The sequence below is a fragment of the Vibrio sp. 10N.261.46.A3 genome (genome assembly GCF_041472995.1).
GTDB lineage: Bacteria > Pseudomonadota > Gammaproteobacteria > Enterobacterales > Vibrionaceae > Vibrio > Vibrio coralliirubri.
Genome location: NZ_JBFRRH010000115.1, coordinates 24,223 through 41,327 on the forward strand (window position 1 = coordinate 24,223; position 17,105 = coordinate 41,327).

Sequence of the window (17,105 nt, forward strand, 5' to 3'; positions counted from 1 at the left end):
AGATGGCTCGCAAAAACCAAAAAGCCCCATGGGAACCAGAAGAAGAAATCATCTGGGTAAGTAAGACAGAAATGAAAACGGACATGGATGCCCTGCAAAAGCTGGGAGAAGAGCTTGTTGGTCTAAAGCCTTCTGTATTAGACAAATTTCCGCTGTCTGAAGATTTGGCACAAGCGATTAAAGATGCACAACGCTTTAAAAATGAAGCGAAGCGTCGTCAACTTCAATACATTGGTAAAGTAATGCGCAATGTCGATCCTGAGCCAATTCAAGCGGCTTTGGATAAAGTACGTAACAAACACTCACAAGCAACAGCTGAGCTACATAAGCTTGAGCAACTGCGTGATCGTGTTGTTGCTGAAGGTGATACGGCTATTTCAGAAGTAATGGAAATGTACCCTGAAGCAGACCGTCAGCGTCTTCGTCAGCTAGCTCGCCAAGCTAACAAAGAGAAATCAGCGAACAAGCCTGCAAAGTCTTCTCGTGAGATCTTCCAAATCTTAAAAGAGCTAAAGCTAGAAGACTAATCGTTATCTCGCTTTACTCATAGAGTGAATAAAAGACCTAGCACATGCTAGGTCTTTTTGTTTTTGACGCACTCGATATCAAGAAACACTCAATATCAATAAGTACTCACAGGAGTGATGAGTCGTCACTCACCCGCTTTAACAAATGAGCTTAATTCTGTCTGCGGATGATCCGCCGTCAGTGCCTCTATCGAGTCTTCAACCAACACCTTACCTAGCGCCACAAACACAAACTTATTCGCGATACTGCGTGCGTCACCTAAATGGTGAGTCACCATCAAAACCGTAATATTTCGCTCTGCCGCTAATCGCTTCACTAAGCTAAGCATCTCTTCGCGAAGCAAAGGGTCAAGCGCAGAGAAAGGTTCATCAAGCAGCCAAATGTCATGTGGCTGAACAAAACAACGCGCTAGTGCGACACGCTGGCGTTGACCGCCGGATAAGTGCTCAGGCAATCTATCCAAATACTCAGAGACGCCAACTTGTGCTGCGGCTTGCTCCACAGCTTGCTTTTGGGTTGCGGTAAGCTTTAAACCTGGGTGCAGACCTAAACCAATATTTTCTCGCACCGTAAGGTGAGCAAACAGGTTATGCTCTTGAAACAACATCGCCAACGGACGTTGGTGTGCCTCTTTACCAATAAGCGATTGCCCAGCCACTGAGATCTCACCCGATGTAGGCTCGATGAAACCAGCAACTAGCGCCAACAGTGTAGACTTACCCGCACCACTCGGCCCCATAAGCGCAACAATATCGCCCTGCTCAGCTTGAAAATCAAAGCTAAACAACTCTCTGTGATAGTGGTAATCCACATCTTTCATCACTAACATCATCGGTTCCTTAATTCTTTAGCATCGAGCTTAGATCTTCGAGTAAATAAGAATTCTATTAAGCTAAAGCTACCGACACTCAATAACAGTAAGCTCACAGAAACTACCGCCGCCGCTTCCATTTGATAACTGCCTAACAATTGGAATAGGTACAAAGGCAGCGTTCTAAAATCTTGGCTACCAAACAAAGCAATCGCGCTTAAGTCACCCATCGCCAACATAAAGCTAATCGAGAAGGCTTGCGCCATCGGCTTACGCAGTGCTCGCCACTCCACCAACCTAAAACGCGTGAAACCTGTCATTCCCAAGCTTGCACACACATACTGGTACTGCTGAGACAAATGCAGCATAGGTTGAGCTAAGGTTTTAATTACGTAAGGTAGCGCCATTAAACTATTGACGGCAATCACGATAAAGAAAGCTAAACTGAATACATCGGTGAATGAACGCAGTAATAAGAAGAGTCCCGTACTGATCACCAGCCCCGGAGTCACTAAGATAATAGTGCCAATCAGCTCGATTTTATCGGCTCGAAAATTCTTGTTCTGTAAACGCCATGCTCGGCTAGTCAGCAGTATCGCAATACCAATACCAACTGCGATAACACTTGCTAATGACGCGACTTTAACCGAGGTCATTAACGCCGCCCAAAACGGCTCGCTGCTGAGTACAGTTAATGCCTGCGAGTTAATTCCACTGACGATAACCATAGCTAATGGCGGCAATACCAGCATTGAGACTATGATGATCCAAAAGCTATCCCAAGCTTTTGACCACCAGCTGTCCTTAACCAAATATTTCTCTTCCGACAACTGACTGGCCGTCACTGAAACAGGTTTCGATAGCCGTTGAATGCTCACTGCTAGCACACCACACAGCAGCATTTGCCATATCGCGAGCAAGGCACCAGCTTGAAGGTCAAAGTCGAATTTAATCGCCTGATAAATAGCGAGCTCGATAGTGGTTGATTTGGGTCCACCGCCTAGCGCCATCACGGTAGCAAAGCTGGTAAAACACAACATGAAGACTAAGCCACACACATGTGGCAATTGCTGTCTTAAGCGAGGCCATTCAACCCATCTGAATTTGTTCCAATGACTCATACCCAAGTGAGCACAAAGCTTGTGTTGCTCGGCAGGCACGGTATCTAACGCTTGCAGAAGTAAGCGACTGGCATAAGGCAAGTTAAAGAAAACATGCGCCAGCAAAATACCATTCAATCCGTATATGGAAAATGGCAATTCAATATCGAAGTTCGCCAAAAACTTAGCTAACCAACCACTATTGCCATAGATCGCAAGTAAGCCAAATACACCGACTAACACCGGCAGGACTAAGGTCGACGCGAACAGCCTTAACAACAAAGCGCGTCCAAAAAATTGTCTACGACACAGCGCATGAGCAATAGGTATAGCAAAGCCAACACTCAGCGCCGTTGAGAGTGTCGCCTGATAAAAACTGAATTTCGTTACATGCCAATAATAGGGATCGGACCATACTTGGCTGATATCAAGAGAAGGGGCATTGCTAAGCAATGCCCCAACCGCTGAAACCACGAAGGCGGTAATAAGTATCGCTACCCAAATCCCAACCTTAGGTGTTTTCTTTATCATAAATTGATTTTTTACCGTAAAAAGTTCACTCAAAGTATATCGAACGAACCTTTAAATACAGAAAGCCTATTTTTTAAAGTAAGTTAGAAGGTAAGTGCACTCTGCCATTCACGAATCCAAGGCTTACGCTTCTCGGCGATTTCTTCAGGCGTAAAGCTCAGAGCTTTCTGCGGTACTGTTAACTGCTCGAACCCTTTTGGTAGTTCGATGTCAGTCACTGGGTACATCCAGTTGCCTGTTGGCATCGCCGATTGGAATTCATCACTTAGGATAAACGCCATAAACTCATCAGCAAGTTTCTCGTTCTTACTGCCTTTAACTTTAGCGGCCACTTCCACTTGAGTGTAATGCCCTTCTTCAAAGCTTGCTGCTGCGTACTTAGAATCGCTCTCAGCAATAATGTGGTAAGCAGGAGACGTTGTGTAAGACAAAACTAAATCTGACTCGCCTTCTAGGAACATTGAGTAAGCTTCAGACCAGCCTTTGGTTACAGTCACTGTTTTCTGGGCAAGCTTCTTCCATGCTGTAGTTGCTTCATCACCGTACACCGACTTCATCCAAAGCATCATGCCTTGGCCAGGTGTTGATGTACGTGGGTCTTGGTAGATAACCTTAAGATCATCACGCTGCTCAACCAACTCTTTAAGGCTCTTCGGTGGGTTTGCCAACTTCTCTTTGTTGTAAACAAAAGCAAAGTAGCCAAAGTCATAGGGTACAAAAGTGCTGTCGTTCCAACCATTAGGAAGCGTTACTGATGAAGTATCAACATTATGCTCAGCCAATAAGCCCGTCGCTTTCGCTTCAGCCATCAGGTTGTTGTCGAGACCTAGCAAGATATCGGCTTTGCTGTTTTGGCCTTCAAGACGTAAACGGTTCAGGATAGACACGCCATCTTCTAGAGCGACAAAATTCACATCACAACCACACTTCTCTTCGAATGCTTTTTCAACGGCAGGACGAGGGCCCCAGTCCGCAGCAAAAGAGTCATAGGTGTATACAGTCAAAGTGTTGTCTGCAGCAAAGGCAGAAAAAGAAATAGCTGTAGTAACAGCAAGGGTAGTTAATGTGAATTTCACTGGACGCTCTCCATGGTCTGAGCGGCACAGGTTTGAGGGAGGAGAACGGTAGATGTTGTTCCTAACTCAATTCCTACGCCAGCATTATCTGGTTCAGGTTTACGGGTCCCAAGCATCTGCTTGATCTCAGCTCGCATTCATTATTTGAATGGTTCGCTCCCCGATGAGTGTTCAGAATTGTAATTTGATTTTTAACAATAAGCTATCAAGTTTGGATCAATTACGTTGATCGTAGCCCCAACGTGGCACTAAACCTTGTTCGATACCTAAGTGATCAAGGATACGCGCTACCATAAAGTCGACCAGATCTTCAATTGACTTAGGTTGATGATAAAAACCCGGGGCTGCAGGCATGATCGTCACGCCCATGGTCGAAAGCTTGTGCATGTTCTCTAGATGAAGCGTCGAAAATGGCGTCTCACGAACCACCAACAGCAGCTGGCCTCGCTCTTTCATGACCACATCTGCTGCTCGCTCAATCAGGTTATCCGACAAGCCATGTGCAATCGAAGCCAAGCTTCCCGCGGAACATGGACACACCACCATCTGCTTCGGTGCAGCTGAACCAGAGGCAACTGGCGAGAACCAATCATCTTTGCCACACACCACCAGCTTTTCAGGGTCGCAGCCAAGGTGTTTAACCAAAGCTTGTTTCGCCGCATCTGGCCCAGCAGGTAACTTAAGTTCATGCTCGGTCGCCAATACCACTCGCGCTGCCGATGAAATCAGCAAGTAGACCTGATAATCGGCTGCCAAAAGGCATTCAAGTAAACGCAGGCCATAAGGCGCACCGGATGCGCCAGTGAAAGCAAGAGTTATCGCTTTATCGTGTTTTGTCATGTTCTCAATTACTTCAAATTATAAGGTCGTGGATGTCGTTAACCTTTGAGTGCCAATCCATCCAACAGTTTTTGGTGAATGCCACCAAAGCCACCATTACTCATTACCAAGATTTGGTCGCCCGCTTGTGCCTCTGAGACAATTTTAGCAACGAATGCATCCATGTCATCACTCACGTGTGCAGGTTGGTGACAAGCGTCTGCAACATCTTGAACTGACCAATCAATGTTATCCGGTTGGAATAAGTAGGTAGAATCCGCCTGCTTCAACGAATCAGCCAGTATTTCTTTGTGTACACCACGTTTCATGGTGGCAGAACGAGGTTCTAAAACGGCAATGATTTTCTTAGTGTCGACCTTATTACGTAACCCGCCGAGTGTAAGTTCAATCGCCGTTGGGTGATGAGCAAAATCGTCATAGACAGACACACCTGCCACCTCGCCTTTAAACTCCAAACGACGCTTAGTATTAATAAAGGTAGCTAGCGATTCACAAGCAAGGTCAGGTGTCACGCCCACATGACGTGCAGCTGCTATCGCCATCAAAGCATTATTTACGTTATGGTCGCCCACTAAATCCCAGTTTACCGTTCCAACACATTCATTTTGGAAGTAAACCTCAAATTGAGAGCCATCTTTGACCAGTTTCTTGGCATCCCAGTCGCCTTGCTCGCCACTCGATTCAGTTTCACTCCAGCAACCGCGAGCTAGAACATCTTGAATAGCGGTGTCTTGCTTAGGTGAGAATATACGGCCATTGCTCGGCACAGTACGCACCAAATGATGGAATTGACGCTTAATTGCTTCAAGATCGTCAAAGATGTCCGCATGATCGAACTCTAGGTTATTCATCACCAAGGTTCTTGGGTGATAATGAACGAACTTAGATCGTTTATCGAAAAAAGCACTGTCGTATTCGTCGGCTTCTACCACGAAGAACATACTTTCACCAAGGCGAGCAGAGATACCAAAGTTACCTAATACACCACCCACTAAGAAGCCCGGTGCATAGCCACAATCTTCCAAGATCCAAGCCAACATGCTTGATGTCGTGGTCTTACCGTGCGTTCCCGATACTGCTAATACCCAACGGTCATGCAGCAGGAACTCTTGCAACCACTGAGGGCCAGAGGTGTATCTAAGGTTGTTATCCAACACATACTCAACACACGGATTACCGCGGCTCATTGCGTTACCGATAACCACGAGATCTGGCCTTGGTTCTAATTGGCTAGGGTCGAACCCTTCAATAATTTCAATCCCTTGCGATTCCAACAAGGTGCTCATTGGTGGGTAAACATTCGCGTCACTACCCGTAACCTTGTGACCTAATTGACGAGCCAATACCGCAGCACCACCCATGAAGGTGCCACAAATTCCTAAGATATGAATATGCATAAGTTGCTTCCAAACGCTTGGCTAAATAAACGATGCCTAATTAAAACGGCTTGCACTCATTATCATTAAATGGCGATTAAAAGCGAGCGGCAATGCAAAACAAATTGAGTCGACATAGTAAGTGAGATCTGTGTCGCTTAGTTCATTACCATTAAAAAGATCTAACCTTTAGAATTTAGGTAAGCGTCTAGATGAATAAAGCCCACTCAAGAGGCCGAATCTACAGTGCTCAAATCCCCCCTAATATTGAGAGAAGTTTAAGGAAATAACATGTCTGAGATGCGCACCCTTGGTGAGTTCATTGTTGAGAAACAGAGTGACTTCCCCCATGCAAGCGGTGATCTATCATCCCTTTTGTCGTCTATTCGACTTGCTGCAAAAATTGTTAACCGTGAGATCAACAAGGCTGGCCTAGTCGACATCACTGGCGCTGTTGGTACAGACAACGTGCAAGGTGAAGAGCAACAAAAGCTAGACCTTTACGCGAACGACAAATTTAAAGCGGCTCTAGAAGCCCGTGACCAAGTTTGTGGTGTTGCAAGTGAAGAAGAAGACGAAGCAGTCGCCTTCAATAAAGAGCTCAACAAAAACGCAAAATACGTTGTACTGATGGATCCACTTGATGGCTCTTCAAACATCGATGTGAATGTATCGGTTGGTACAATTTTCTCTATCTACCGTCGAGTATCACCGATCGGTACGCCACCAACACAAGAAGATTTCCTACAGCCAGGACACAAGCAAGTAGCCGCGGGTTACGTGATTTACGGTTCTTCAACCATGCTTGTATACACAACAGGTGCTGGCGTAAATGGCTTCACCTACGACCCATCACTGGGTACCTTCTGCCTATCTCATGAAAACATGATGATTCCAGACGAAGGTAAGATTTACTCAATCAACGAAGGTAACTACATCCGCTTCCCTACGGGTGTTAAGAAGTACATCAAGTACTGCCAAGAGAATGAGCCAAGCGACAACCGCCCTTACACATCACGTTACATCGGTTCTCTAGTATCAGATTTCCACCGTAACCTTTTGAAAGGCGGCATCTACTTGTACCCAAGCACGCAAAGTCACCCTCAAGGTAAACTGCGTCTGCTTTACGAGTGCAACCCAATTGCTTTCCTTATGGAACAAGCGGGCGGCATCGCTTCAGACGGTGCTCAACGTATCATGGACATCAAACCAACTGAGCTACACCAACGTGTACCTTTCTTTGTTGGCTCAACAGACATGGTTCGCAAAGTAGAAGAGTTTCTTGAGCTGAACCGAGACTAAACCTCTCGTTCATTTCTCAAAATAGCGTCATTAAAAAAGCCAGCATTCACATGCTGGCTTTTTGTTGTTCGCTGAGTTAAACAATCACCGAATTATTGAACGCTATATTTTGATTCAGCACCACGTTCGTAATTAAAACGGAACCATTTATCGACGTCATCGCAAATGCCAAGGTAGGTCTCACCACGGCGTCCTAGCGCTCGCGGGTTCTGCGAACAGTACTGAGTTTTACCCACTTCATAGCCTTGGTCATAAGCCGCATACAAATCGGCATCAATAGATGGTGAAGACGCAGCTTCTGCCAAACTTGCTTCAGTCTGTTTGGTTTTTCCTTTTAGCGCCATTTCTTCGCCAAAGCTCTGCCAATCGGTCGTGTTCATTGATGTTGGTGGCGGAGTTTGCGCACAACCAAATAGCATTACTGATAGCACCAATAATAGATATTTCATAATTTCCTCCTGATGGAAAAAGACTAGCCTGTACATTGAGACTTTTAGCTATTACGTCAGAATGCTTCCAGTAGTTCATTCACTATAGCGGGTTGTTCCGCTTACACCAGTTACCCGAAAGTATTTCTTTATTAGCTGTTAGATCAAGCTGATACAAATATACCCATGCTAATCCAAATATAGTCTCTATTTGCTCGCGACGATACTCAACAGGAACATCTTCTAGCCGATCGAGCGACTCTAAAATTTCGTCGTTAATGATATAGACCTCACCAGCGACACTTTTCTTTCCAAGAATCATCGCCGGATAGGCACCTAAATCAAAAAGTGCGTATTCCTTAGGTGTATCAAACTGCCCTAATAATTCGCAGCCCTTCAAATAGTGGTGATTGGACTGACCTTGCCTCAAGGTTCCATAGACAAAAACAAGATGCTGCATATGCCCTCCCATACGGCTCTACTCGAACTCAAATTGATACAGAAGGTCTACAGCACTGTCGAGACCTGACACAGCTTCAACATAAAGATCCTGCATCAGTCGATAACGAACGGTAAACTCACCTAAAGAGTTGAAGATACCCACACCATACTTCACCTGTAAACCAGGCAGGATGTAACCACTTACCGTCACTTGAGAGTCATCGCCAGACCCTGCGGTATCCAGTTGCAAATCTTGTACACCAAAGGCTTCACCAATTTCGCCGACAACCTTACCGCTCTTCGCCAAACTCAAACCGATTAAGGTCGTTGTCATCGAACCGCTCGATTCACCGTCGATATCTTGGCCACGCAAAATATAAGACAGTGCGTTCGCTTGTGGCATCGCTGGATCAGAGTAAATCTCGATGGTTGGCTCTGTCGCAGGGCCTGTCACTCGAATACCTGCGGTCACGTCATCCTGAGTATTATCAGGATTACGAATCGCATTGATGGCTACGTATGGCTGATCCGGTGGACCATTCATTAGAATCTTACCCTCTTCGATTAAGAGGTCTTGGCCGAATGATTGGTAAGTACCATCGACGATGTTCACTTCACCTGTAATAAATGGACCTTGGTCTTTTTGAGCCACGTTGAGCTTACCGACCAAATCACCCTCAAGACCGAAAGCAGACAATTTAAAGTCATCACCAATGGAGATATTAATATTCGTCATCACGTTGAATGGGATCGTATCTTCGTTTTCTGGCTCTAGATCTTTATTCAAAATAACCTGATCAGAAGAGACGCCAACCGCTGACGGTGGTAAATCTTCAACAACAATTCGTCCCCATGGTAAGGCAATATCACCGGTGATTTTCGCCAGTTCTGGTGTGACATCAATGGTCATATCAGGCACGACCTTCACCTTAACCATAGGTGGGATATCAACCATCAACTCATCAGCGAAAACTCTAACGTTAGAGTGCCATGCTTTAAGATCTTGCCAATCTCCGGTTCCCTCAATATCAAGGTGACCATCAGGCGTTTCCACATTCGCATCCAGTTTTGCACTATAACCATCAAAGTCGAGGTCGATGCGGCCATCTTTCACATCAACAGGCGTGACGTCGCCTTTCACTTGAATACCATCAACAGAGAATTGGCCGAATACTTGAGGGTGCATCAGAGAGCCTTTAACTTGAAGATCACTCTCAAGGTCAGCTTTCAATAAGCTGTATTCACCTAGAATGGGTTGTAAGAAATCAAGATGGAACGTGGTCAGCTTAATTGCAGCATCGACAATTTTGTCTTCGGCAAGAATATTCGGTAACGACACCGTGCCAGACAGGTCACCATTGTCGGAAACATCCAACTTAAAGTCGGCATCCAGTTTGTTGTCTTTCAGTTGGGCATTCAATGCAATGCTTTCCCAACCCAGTGTAATTGGCTCACCCACTTGTTGAACAACCTGACCTTTCGGCATATCAACGCTTACCGTAACCTCAGGCTCACCTTGTTCAGACCACTTAGCATGAGCGGTCGCATTGACTAAGCCCTGTAATTGCGTCTCTTTAGGCACAAAGGCTTTAATCTGATCGAAATCGAATTGATTGATGGCTACCTTGGCCTCACCCGATTTTCCGACACGAACGTCTTCATCCAAACACACGCTCGAACCCGATTGTTTCCAACAGTGCGCTTGAACATCGGCAAACTGTTTATCAACATCCGCCTTTATCGCGACAGGTTGGTCTAATACCCAAGGGCCTTGCTGAGTGGTGATTTTGACTCTATCTAACGACCCATCCCAAATAAGAGAAGGCTTTTGAATCAACTCTCCGGAAATAGCTAAGCTTGTAGACACGATGTCGGATATCACATCAAGTGTCACTGTGTGTTTCTTCTCACCACCACTCACCGTGAGATCAATGCTTTCTACGCTCTGATCTTGATAGGTTAGGTTGTTAGCTTTTAATTCAAGATCAGCTTGAGCTTCAGGCAATGGCAGAGGAACCACAGAACCATTAAGCGACAAGGATTCTAGTGTTGCTTCGTTATTCCAATCTACCTTATCCACATTTAGAGCGAGATCGACTTCAGGCTCTTTCGTTGGACCACTGAGCTGGATGTTACCAATCACTTTACCTTTCAAATCAGGGACGCTTTTTACAAGCTCAGGGAAATTAATCTCAACGCCCATATCCCATTTCTTATCAAGCTCACCCTGAGCCTTAATCGAGTTAACACCATGAGCCAAACTCAAACCACTGGTTTTCAGTTTTGGTTCACCGCTCGCGCTGCGATCCGACGCTGACAACTGACCTTCGATATCCAGAGGGTATTCTCGCAAGATCCCTTCAATATCCAATTTAGGCAGTTCAATCGCCCAGCCGCCCGCTTCCGTCAACTCACCAGAGGTGACGATGCTTCCGCTAATGTTGCCCTCGGCTTCTGGCCACTGCAGACCCGGTTGAATATCTTTGAGTGTCACGTCAGCTTGCCAGTTAACGAGACTCTTCCAGTTCGCTTTAACGACACCGTTAAGCTCACCGCCTAGCGTGTTGAGCTTTAGACGCTCGAGCTCAATTTGTTCCGTCGTGCCTTTACCCTTTAGATCGATGGCTAATTCAGGGATTTCCTTACCATCGGCTTCACCTTTAAGAAGAACATTGAAACCATCTAGTGAGCCATCAGCTTTGAATTGCTCAATTGTCGCTTGGTAATCGCTTTTTCCGGTAAGGGGCCATTGCGCTTGCCCGCCCTCTAGAAGAAGGTCAAATGGTAAAGTCGGCTCTAAGGGTTCGATATCCCCAGACAACTTTGCCTCAATCAGCTCAGAAAATTGGGAATCTAGGTTTAGCTTAGCCACGCTGCCTTGTGCTTTCAGAGACAACTTCTGACCAGCAAGGTCGGTTTCTTTCACTAACGCATCCAAAGAAAGCTCTAACGGATAATCGCCCTTGAGCTCAACCTTCGTGGTTAGATTTGCGCTTGCTTGTGGCATATCGAGTTCGAGAGTGGAAACATCAACCGTGTGTTTGCCCGCGCGAGCTTCTAGCCCAAGGTGGTTCACAACGATTGGTGTTTCTTGTTCTAAGGTGAAACGGTTGAGATCAAAACGCTCCAACACAACCTGCAGAGGAATCCAGACTTCCGGCAATTCGATAGCCGTTTTCTCGGTAGCCTCTGGCTCAACCTTTTCGGCTTGCGGTTCTTCTGTCGACTCCGCGAGTTTAACCTTAAGATCATTGAATAAGGTTGGCGATACCGTTAGCTTCTCGCCCTGCATGCTCAAAGCCGTAGAGAACAGGCTCCATTCAATTTCATGCCCTAAGATATTCAACTTGATATCAGATAAAGCGATACGGTTGATTACGATTGGTAGCGGTGTTTTTACCGATGTTACGGGCGGAGTCTGTTCTGTTTCTTCTGTAGAGGCAGGAGGCAGTTCAGTAAATGCGAAGTCCAACCCTTGAATCGCTAAACGATCAACACACAGCTTAGGATCAAGCAAACAACGAGGGTTAATAGCCAAGTTCAGCTTTTGAACCTTGGTATCGATATGAAGGCTATCATCTTTGAACTGGACATTATTAAGCGTAAAACTTGGGAAAAGTGCTCCTTTGGTGCTTTCCACTTTAAGTTGTGGCAATGCTTTTTCAGCGCCCCACAGCACAGTGTTCAATCCTGGGTTGGTGAACAAAACAAAACCTAGCAGGGCTATCAACAACAGCAAAATAGACGTCAATGAGATCGACGTCCACTTAATGAACTTGCCCATTACTTTGATCATAATTCTGGCCCTAAACTAAAGTGTAACTGGAACTCATCACCTTTTGCTGCATCTAGACCCCAAGCAAAATCTAAACTCACTGGACCAACAGGTGACGCCCAACGAACACCGACACCAGTGCCGTGTTTCCATTCAGGTTTATCATTAAATGCATCACCAATGTCGTAGAATGCCGCGCCCCACCAGTTTCCAACCAAGCGGTATTGGTATTCAAACGAACTGGTTGCCATGAATTTTGCACCCGTTAGTGCACCACTTTCATCTCTAGGAGAGATCGACTCATAACCATAACCACGAATGCTATTGTCACCACCAGCAAAGAATCTTAGGGAGGGAGATAGCTTATCAAACTCGTCAGCAAAGTTGCCGCCAAATTGAAGTCGAGTTAAGCCTCGGTGATTGTCGCCAATGCTTCGAATCCAAGCGGTTTGACCTTGAAAACGGACAACCTTAGTTGCAGATAACAAGGTATCATCAGCAGCTTCAAACATAATGGTTTGTTTGTCGCCCCACATCGGCATCGAACCACCTCGTGTTCGAGTGCGTGAGAAAGCAATACCCGGCAGTACAAATTGCGCCAAGTCATCCTGCAAACCTTGTTCATAGTTTTCGACCAAGTATCGAATGAACACCGTGCGTTGCCAGCCGTTATCCAGGCGCCAATATCTTTCTAAGGCAAGGTTTGATTCCAAACTCTTGGTATCACGATTATCCAAATTCTTCATACCGTACTTAACTTGGTAGTAGTCATTAAGTACGTCATCCAATGGGATTTTATAAGCTGCCGTGATCGTCTGCTCAGGCTTCGAGATCGACAAGCTACTATTGAAGCTATGGCCTCGATCATTAACCCAAGGTTTTTTCCATTTGAGAGTGCCTTTCACACCAAGGTCGGTTGAGACACCGATACCCGTTTCGATTTGGTTACGAGCTTGCGGAGCAAGGCTAACCTTCATCGGGATTTCTCGGCCTTCGCCTAACTGGCTTAAATCTGGTTCAACAAATACCGAGGAGAACCAATCCGTATTGGACAGGTTTTGGTTGTACTCACCGACTTTGGTGATTGAGTAAGGTTCGCCATCCTCAAATGGTTTAAGTGACTGCACCTTATCTTCTTCTATCTGGCTACCAGTAACCTGAGTAGTACCAAAGTGATAGCGGATACCACTGTTATAATGAAGACGAACATAAGCGCGATTCAATTCAGGAGCCACTTCTAGCTTACTTAGATCATACGCCCCATCGAAGTAGCCTTTCGCTAATCCAAGGTTGCGGATCGACGATTTCAAAGAGTCATAATTACCATGATTCAGAGTCGAACCTTTAGACAAGCTACTCTTCGCTATCAAGGCTAAAAAGTCTGGGTCATCTTTGGCTTCACCCGTCAGAACGATATCTGAAGTATAAATAACAACAGGCTCTCCCGGCTCAACCGTAACGGTCATTTCGGTATCATCTTCGGAGTGAGTAAATGTGATTTTAGGGTGGTAGTAGCCTAACGCATTCAGAGCTTCTTTAATCATAGATTCCAAGCGGGATTGGAATCTTAGTGAAACCGAATACTCTTCTTCAGGGATCGCACTCAGATAAGCATCAACATTATCCTCAAGCGCTCCATCTAGCCCTTTGATTTCAAGGGAAACGTCAGCGAAAGCGAGCGTCGATGACAATAGAGTGCCAATCAGAACTGGTAAAGTTTTTCTTATCATGTTTAATTGGTGAAGAAGTTATCAATACGTTAATAAGTGAAAAGAAATAATACCGCTAAATAGGCATTGAGTCTGTAATAAATCCTGGAATAACACGGTCTAATTTAAAGACTTATTCAATATTGACCAACAGTTAATATGAACCCACGTTAAATAAAAGCCAGCGCGGTAAACGTATGTGAAAAGGAATATAACATGCTAAACAAACAACAACTGGTTTCTGCAGCAACCGCACTACCGGGAAATGCTGACCCAATTCGAATCACTGAGCGCCATTTCGTCAACCAAACCGACCTGCTCGATGCGCCTACGGACTCTCAACAAGAAGTCCTGTTTGGTATGGGATGCTTCTGGGGAGCTGAGCGTTTGTTTTGGCAATTGGATGGCGTTATTTCAACATCCGTTGGTTACTCTGGCGGATACACAGTTAATCCCACTTATGAACAAGTATGTACTGGGCAAACCGGCCATACCGAGGTCGTTCGTGTCATATTTGATAGTGAACAAACCTCTCTAGCTCGAATACTTGAGACCTTTTGGGAGCGTCATGACCCAACTCAAGGAATGCGGCAAGGCAACGATTTAGGAACTCAGTACCGTTCTGCGATTTACACCTTCAGTGAAGAACAACAATCTATCGCTGAGCACTCTAAACGTGAATATCAACGAGCAATGACTGAATCTTTAGGCAACGAGATCACGACGGAAGTTCTGCCTGCTGGAAAATATTTTTTCGCAGAAACCTACCACCAGCAATACCTGGCTAAAAATCCGAATGGGTATTGCGGGTTGGGTGGAACAGGTGTCTGCTTCCCTCCACAATAAAGTGCCGTTCGACATACCAGCGAGAACGACACGCATTAAAAAAGGGCTTCCATTAATTAGGAAGCCCTTTTCATTGTTAATCTATTCAGTGCAAACAAATCGATAAAGCGCAGTTACACCGGCAACGCTGCAATCGTGCCGTTAACTTCTTTAAAAATAGTGAGCTTTTGTTTGTCTGAAACTTCAGGAAGAAGCACCTTGCCTTGGTCGAAGCGAAACTCTCCAACACCTTCAATAGCAAATTGGCCTTTGAACAGGACTTTAACGAAACGCGCCACCTGATGTGGACGGTAAGTAGAAAATTTTCTTAACACAATACAACCTCAATTCCATTTGAGTACTACAGTCACATACCTGAACAGCGTCGCTGTTCAAAGCACATTTAATCGCTAATTCCTTTAGCAAACAGCAAGATAATCTATTGTTCATCTCGATATTGATGCATTATACCTTTTGGTAACAAGCCTGCAACTTCTTTCTACGTCGTACGATAAAAAAGTTAAAGAGGCATTTTTCAAATTTCATATTATACTTCCTGTGCAAACCAATAAGCGGAACAAAAATATAATGAAAAACAAAACTCTACTGGCTTTTCTAGCCGCAGCCTCTCCACTCTTCGCCAATGCTCACAACCTATCAGTAGGCGCTACCCTGCCTGCCGTCGATGTGAGTAACTATGGTGAGATTGTTCTAAACGACGGAAATACTGGATATCAAGCTTGGGCAACCAATGATCTTCTAGGTAAAGTTCGCGTCGTTCAAGCTATCGCTGGCCGCAGCAGCTCTAAAGAGCTCAACGCACCACTGATGGCAGCCATTACCGCATCGAAGTTCTCAGAAGACAGCTACCAAACCACCACCATCATCAACCAAGATGATGCGATTTGGGGGACTGGGTCTTTTGTTAAGTCATCAGCCGAAAGCAGCAAAGAAGAATTTCCATGGTCTTCTATGGTCCTAGATGAAGACGGCGCCGTTGCGTCATCATGGGCTCTAAAAGAAGAAAGTTCAGCGATTATCGTTCAAGACAAGCAAGGTAAAATCTTGTTTGTAAAAGAAGGTGCATTAAACGAATCAGAAGTCACTCAAGTCATTGAGTTGATTAAAGCGAGTCTTTAATAAGATATTCGCGTCTTTTTCGAGACCTAACCAAAGGATATTGTTATATTATAACAGTATCCTTTTTTAATTCTGTGGTTAATCATCCTGATGTGGCAAAACACACCCAACAATGTGAAACGCAAAACAGGCTTCTTGCTTGGGCTTATGCTCATGTTAAGCGTGTTAGCCGCAACACACATCGTGGATATCGCACCAGAGCACCACACCTCACACCATTGTGAGCTGTTTTCGCTTAATCAGTTCATCACAGCGCACTCACTACCACAGATTCCAGAGTTCCATTCGGAATTTACTGTCGCTATCACAGAGTCAGTAACTTCACTACAGCGGCTATATTTCGCTTATTTGGCACGCTCACCTCCTGTAAATATCGCTTAATTACCACTACTTTTTAATTAACCTTTATTCAGGAAAAAAACATGAAACCTACTATTTTAGCCGTTGTTATCGGCATGACTGTCTCTACAAATGTTCTAGCTAACGAAGAGTTCCGCTCTCATGATGCACACGTACATGGTCAAGTTGAAGTAAACATCGCGCAAGATGGGCAAGAACTGCTTGTTGAAGTAACAGCTCCAGGCGCGGATGTGGTTGGGTTTGAACATGCTCCAGAAACTGCAGAACAGAAGAAAGTGTTTGAGCAGGCTATCGCACAATTAAACAAGCCAGAAGAGCTGTTTAGTTTTAACAATGCGAATTGTACTCTGAAGTTCAAGTCAGTGGCAAACACCTTAGAAGGCGATCATGACGACCATGAAGGCCATGACCATGCAGAACACGGTCATGACGACCACGAAGGCCATGACCATGCTGAGCACGATCATGACGACCACAAAGGCCATGACCATGCGGAACACGGTCATGACGACCACGAAGGCCATGACCACGCTGAGCACGATCATGACGACCACAAAGACCATGACCACGCTGAACACGATCATGATGACCACGAAGGTCATGACCACTCTGAAGGTGGCCACGGCGAATTCACCGTTGAGTACCATTACCAATGTTCAGACGTTGCTAAGCTAGACACAGTTAGCACTCAATGGTTCTCTAAGTTCGGTAATACAGAAAAAATGACTGTGAACTTACTAACAGACACAGCTCAAGTACAAGAAGTGCTTAACGCAGAGCGTATTAGTTTCCGATTCTAATCACTCCTAGATCGGATTAAACGTAAAATAAACAGTCAGGTAAGTCATCGCTTACTTGGCTGT

The 17,105-nt window shown here is 45.2% G+C and carries 16 protein-coding genes and 1 riboswitch; of the genes, 6 read left to right on the forward strand and 10 right to left on the reverse strand.

What is annotated here, in order from left to right; genetic code table 11:
• Positions 1 to 2: 2 nt before the first annotated feature.
• On the forward strand, positions 3 to 527 hold the full coding sequence (gene yjgA / locus AB4484_RS23055) for a ribosome biogenesis factor YjgA (protein ID WP_132764297.1): 525 nt from the start codon (positions 3 to 5) through the stop codon (positions 525 to 527).
• A 125-nt stretch (positions 528 to 652) separates the two neighbouring features.
• Here the strand turns inward: yjgA and thiQ are convergent, their stop codons facing one another.
• The 5 genes from thiQ to mpl form a co-directional block, all read right to left on the reverse strand.
• Complete coding sequence (gene thiQ, locus AB4484_RS23060) at positions 653 to 1,357, reverse strand: thiamine ABC transporter ATP-binding protein (RefSeq protein ID WP_372080567.1); 705 nt, start codon at positions 1,355 to 1,357, stop codon at positions 653 to 655.
• Positions 1,357 to 2,970 carry a thiamine/thiamine pyrophosphate ABC transporter permease ThiP gene (gene thiP, locus AB4484_RS23065; protein ID WP_372080569.1) on the reverse strand — a complete coding sequence of 538 codons (1,614 nt, stop codon included), beginning with the start codon at positions 2,968 to 2,970 and terminating at the stop codon, positions 1,357 to 1,359. Before thiP ends, thiQ begins: the two co-directional genes overlap by 1 nt.
• Positions 2,971 to 3,053: 83 nt before the next feature.
• Positions 3,054 to 4,046: a thiamine ABC transporter substrate binding subunit gene (gene thiB / locus AB4484_RS23070; protein ID WP_372080571.1), complete on the reverse strand. Its 993-nt coding sequence runs from the start codon at positions 4,044 to 4,046 to the stop codon at positions 3,054 to 3,056.
• Between the two features lie 53 nt (positions 4,047 to 4,099).
• Positions 4,100 to 4,219: riboswitch (TPP riboswitch) on the reverse strand.
• Positions 4,220 to 4,262: 43 nt separating this feature from the next.
• Positions 4,263 to 4,886 (reverse strand): flavin prenyltransferase UbiX, encoded by a 624-nt coding sequence (locus AB4484_RS23075; RefSeq protein WP_016787846.1) that lies wholly within the window; start codon positions 4,884 to 4,886, stop codon positions 4,263 to 4,265.
• Between the two features lie 38 nt (positions 4,887 to 4,924).
• Entirely contained in the window at positions 4,925 to 6,283 is a 1,359-nt protein-coding gene (gene mpl, locus AB4484_RS23080; RefSeq protein ID WP_172380808.1) for a UDP-N-acetylmuramate:L-alanyl-gamma-D-glutamyl-meso-diaminopimelate ligase, read from the reverse strand.
• Between the two features lie 270 nt (positions 6,284 to 6,553).
• On the opposite strand from mpl, the gene fbp reads away from it, so the two are divergent.
• A complete protein-coding gene (fbp, locus tag AB4484_RS23085; protein WP_017097551.1) occupies positions 6,554 to 7,564 on the forward strand; it encodes a class 1 fructose-bisphosphatase in 1,011 nt (336 codons plus the stop codon).
• A 92-nt stretch (positions 7,565 to 7,656) separates the two neighbouring features.
• Here fbp and AB4484_RS23090 read toward each other — a convergent pair whose 3' ends face one another.
• The 4 genes from AB4484_RS23090 to AB4484_RS23105 all read right to left on the reverse strand — a co-directional run bounded on the left by AB4484_RS23090 (position 7,657) and on the right by AB4484_RS23105 (position 13,938).
• Complete coding sequence (locus AB4484_RS23090; RefSeq protein ID WP_048618645.1) at positions 7,657 to 8,013, reverse strand: DUF2799 domain-containing protein; 357 nt, start codon at positions 8,011 to 8,013, stop codon at positions 7,657 to 7,659.
• Between the two features lie 82 nt (positions 8,014 to 8,095).
• Positions 8,096 to 8,452 carry a gamma-glutamylcyclotransferase gene (locus AB4484_RS23095; protein ID WP_372080574.1) on the reverse strand — a complete coding sequence of 119 codons (357 nt, stop codon included), beginning with the start codon at positions 8,450 to 8,452 and terminating at the stop codon, positions 8,096 to 8,098.
• A gap of 18 nt (positions 8,453 to 8,470) precedes the next feature.
• Positions 8,471 to 12,229 carry a translocation/assembly module TamB domain-containing protein gene (locus AB4484_RS23100; protein WP_372080576.1) on the reverse strand — a complete coding sequence of 1,253 codons (3,759 nt, stop codon included), beginning with the start codon at positions 12,227 to 12,229 and terminating at the stop codon, positions 8,471 to 8,473.
• Positions 12,226 to 13,938, reverse strand: a complete 1,713-nt coding sequence (locus AB4484_RS23105) for an autotransporter assembly complex family protein (RefSeq protein ID WP_048605926.1) — start codon at positions 13,936 to 13,938, stop codon at positions 12,226 to 12,228. Before AB4484_RS23105 ends, AB4484_RS23100 begins: the two co-directional genes overlap by 4 nt.
• A gap of 195 nt (positions 13,939 to 14,133) precedes the next feature.
• Here AB4484_RS23105 and msrA point away from each other — a divergent pair, with 195 nt between their 5' ends.
• Positions 14,134 to 14,763: a peptide-methionine (S)-S-oxide reductase MsrA gene (gene msrA / locus AB4484_RS23110; protein ID WP_048605928.1), complete on the forward strand. Its 630-nt coding sequence runs from the start codon at positions 14,134 to 14,136 to the stop codon at positions 14,761 to 14,763.
• Between the two features lie 113 nt (positions 14,764 to 14,876).
• Here msrA and AB4484_RS23115 read toward each other — a convergent pair whose 3' ends face one another.
• Complete coding sequence (locus tag AB4484_RS23115; RefSeq protein ID WP_019821424.1) at positions 14,877 to 15,077, reverse strand: DUF1107 family protein; 201 nt, start codon at positions 15,075 to 15,077, stop codon at positions 14,877 to 14,879.
• Positions 15,078 to 15,330: 253 nt separating this feature from the next.
• Here AB4484_RS23115 and AB4484_RS23120 point away from each other — a divergent pair, with 253 nt between their 5' ends.
• The 3 genes from AB4484_RS23120 to AB4484_RS23130 all read left to right on the forward strand — a co-directional run bounded on the left by AB4484_RS23120 (position 15,331) and on the right by AB4484_RS23130 (position 17,042).
• Positions 15,331 to 15,882, forward strand: a complete 552-nt coding sequence (locus AB4484_RS23120) for a YtfJ family protein (protein WP_048605931.1) — start codon at positions 15,331 to 15,333, stop codon at positions 15,880 to 15,882.
• Positions 15,883 to 15,972: 90 nt separating this feature from the next.
• Complete coding sequence (locus AB4484_RS23125) at positions 15,973 to 16,263, forward strand: DUF2607 family protein (protein WP_017063722.1); 291 nt, start codon at positions 15,973 to 15,975, stop codon at positions 16,261 to 16,263.
• 41 nt (positions 16,264 to 16,304) lie between these two features.
• Entirely contained in the window at positions 16,305 to 17,042 is a 738-nt protein-coding gene (locus AB4484_RS23130; protein ID WP_372080579.1) for a DUF2796 domain-containing protein, read from the forward strand.
• Positions 17,043 to 17,105 lie beyond the last annotated feature (63 nt).

Bases quoted from the DNA above. Each gene is read 5' to 3' on its own strand.
- thiP (WP_372080569.1), bottom strand. From the start codon at position 2,970: ATGATAAAGAAAACACCTAAGGTTGGGATTTGGGTAGCGATACTTATT.
- AB4484_RS23075 (WP_016787846.1), bottom strand. From the start codon at position 4,886: ATGACAAAACACGATAAAGCGATAACTCTTGCTTTCACTGGCGCATCC.
- AB4484_RS23100 (WP_372080576.1), bottom strand. From the start codon at position 12,229: ATGATCAAAGTAATGGGCAAGTTCATTAAGTGGACGTCGATCTCATTG.
- AB4484_RS23120 (WP_048605931.1), top strand. From the start codon at position 15,331: ATGAAAAACAAAACTCTACTGGCTTTTCTAGCCGCAGCCTCTCCACTC.
- AB4484_RS23095 (WP_372080574.1), bottom strand. From the start codon at position 8,452: ATGCAGCATCTTGTTTTTGTCTATGGAACCTTGAGGCAAGGTCAGTCC.
- AB4484_RS23090 (WP_048618645.1), bottom strand. From the start codon at position 8,013: ATGAAATATCTATTATTGGTGCTATCAGTAATGCTATTTGGTTGTGCG.
- mpl (WP_172380808.1), bottom strand. From the start codon at position 6,283: ATGCATATTCATATCTTAGGAATTTGTGGCACCTTCATGGGTGGTGCT.
- AB4484_RS23105 (WP_048605926.1), bottom strand. From the start codon at position 13,938: ATGATAAGAAAAACTTTACCAGTTCTGATTGGCACTCTATTGTCATCG.
- AB4484_RS23130 (WP_372080579.1), top strand. From the start codon at position 16,305: ATGAAACCTACTATTTTAGCCGTTGTTATCGGCATGACTGTCTCTACA.
- fbp (WP_017097551.1), top strand. From the start codon at position 6,554: ATGTCTGAGATGCGCACCCTTGGTGAGTTCATTGTTGAGAAACAGAGT.
- thiQ (WP_372080567.1), bottom strand. From the start codon at position 1,357: ATGTTAGTGATGAAAGATGTGGATTACCACTATCACAGAGAGTTGTTT.
- msrA (WP_048605928.1), top strand. From the start codon at position 14,134: ATGCTAAACAAACAACAACTGGTTTCTGCAGCAACCGCACTACCGGGA.
- AB4484_RS23125 (WP_017063722.1), top strand. From the start codon at position 15,973: ATGTGGCAAAACACACCCAACAATGTGAAACGCAAAACAGGCTTCTTG.
- yjgA (WP_132764297.1), top strand. From the start codon at position 3: ATGGCTCGCAAAAACCAAAAAGCCCCATGGGAACCAGAAGAAGAAATC.